Here is a 1,631-nt window from a genome sequence, read left to right as displayed (position 1 = left end):
AAAGCTTAGAGGTTGGTTTTATGCGGATCTATTGCCCGCCGTGCACCCCGCTCGCGGCAAAGTGGTAGTGTTAGGCACAATTTTGCACGAGGACAGTATCCTAAACAATATCGTGAACAATGAGAATGTAGAAGAAACCAATAAGCAGGGATGGCGATATATAAAAATTCCCATCATAGAAAACGGCGCGAGCGTATGGCCGTCTCGTTTTCCTTTATCTCGCATAAAAGCAATACAAAATCAGCTCGTCTCAAAGGGGCTTGCAAATGAATTTTATCAAGAGTATATGTGCGCGGCGATCGATCCGCAAAGAGCGATTTTCAAACGCGAGTATTTCCGCTACTTCGAGCGCGTAGAATACGACATTGACACACAACCCGAAACACTAAGCGTTACGGACGGAGTCAATATAAGAACTCTACAAATAAGAAAAGCTCTAAATTTAGCGCTAAACGGCGAAAAAATAGAGCTTGCAAAATGTCAAATTTTTACCACGATTGATCTGGCAAGCGCGAACGGGCGCGATCAAACCGCGATGATAACCTCGGCTATCGACAACAGAAATCGCATATTCATAATAGACATCAGCGCCGGACACTGGACGCCGTTTGAAAAGAGCGTCGAGATCATACGGATTTTTCAGATATTCGGCTGCACCAGGATAGGAATTGAAAAAGCCGGGATGCAAAACGATTTTTTCTATACGATCGATATCATACAAAAAATGACCGGGGTGCATCTCCCTATCGATCAACTTAGCCACGGCGGAAAGGCAAAAAATACCCGCATATCAAACCTAGAGCCATATTATCGCACGGGGCAAATTTATCACAACGCAAGCATAGACTCAAGCACTGAGCTAGAGGCGCAACTCCTCAGCTTCGATAGCGAAGTCGAGAGCAAAGAGGATGATCTGATGGATGCGCTCGCGTATTTACAACAACATATCGTGGGGCGAGAATTTGATGAGCCAGACTATGAGGACGAGGACTACGAGGGCGCCGAGGCATGGGCGTGAATTCGCGCTGGCAAGACAAATGCAGGCGGACACCGCTCCCGCAGGCGCAAAGCCCTAATGCTTACGCTCGTTTTGCAGATCGTGGGACAAAAAATGCGGGCTTAAATTTTAAGCAGATAATAAAATGTGCTCGTATCTTTCGCGGGACAAAAAGTCTAAATTTTGAAATTTTTCTCTACACCGTCAGTATTGGGCGGAAAATTCCGAGTGGGGTCATAGCCCCCCGTCAAGAGAGCAGGCGAGCGCTATCAAAGCCCTACAGCAGCGCGCCTGCAATAGTTTATGATATAATCACAAGGCGGGCGCATAGGATTTAAGCAAATAGTTATCAAGACCGAGCCGAAATTGCGCGCGAAACTTAAACCGCTTGCGTCTAAATTTTCATAGTTTCCTTAAGCGAAAACGGACAAATTCGCGTCGTTTTTATCTCTTGAAACTTAAACTTAATTTTCACGGCTCTTTCAAATGCCTATTTTAGGGCGTTTTATAAAATTAACTATTGAAAATAATTCTTTTCAAAAATGCGTGTTTTCACGAAATTTGACCCCAACCTCTGCCCCGAACCTTAAGCCGAGTTTGCCTCAATCCTCCCAGACTTCAGCGCCAAAAATCC

At 45.2% G+C, this 1,631-nt stretch carries 1 protein-coding gene; it reads left to right on the top strand.

What is annotated here, in order from left to right; translation table 11 throughout:
* Window positions 1-1,018, top strand: a 1,018-nt coding sequence (locus Q0140_RS01210) for a hypothetical protein (RefSeq protein WP_297960790.1), incomplete at its 5' end; no start/stop codon positions are given.
* Window positions 1,019-1,631 lie beyond the last annotated feature (613 nt).

This window comes from uncultured Campylobacter sp. (genome assembly GCF_938045405.1).
Lineage (GTDB): Bacteria > Campylobacterota > Campylobacteria > Campylobacterales > Campylobacteraceae > Campylobacter_B.
This window is presented reverse-complemented; position numbering and strand designations above follow the sequence as displayed.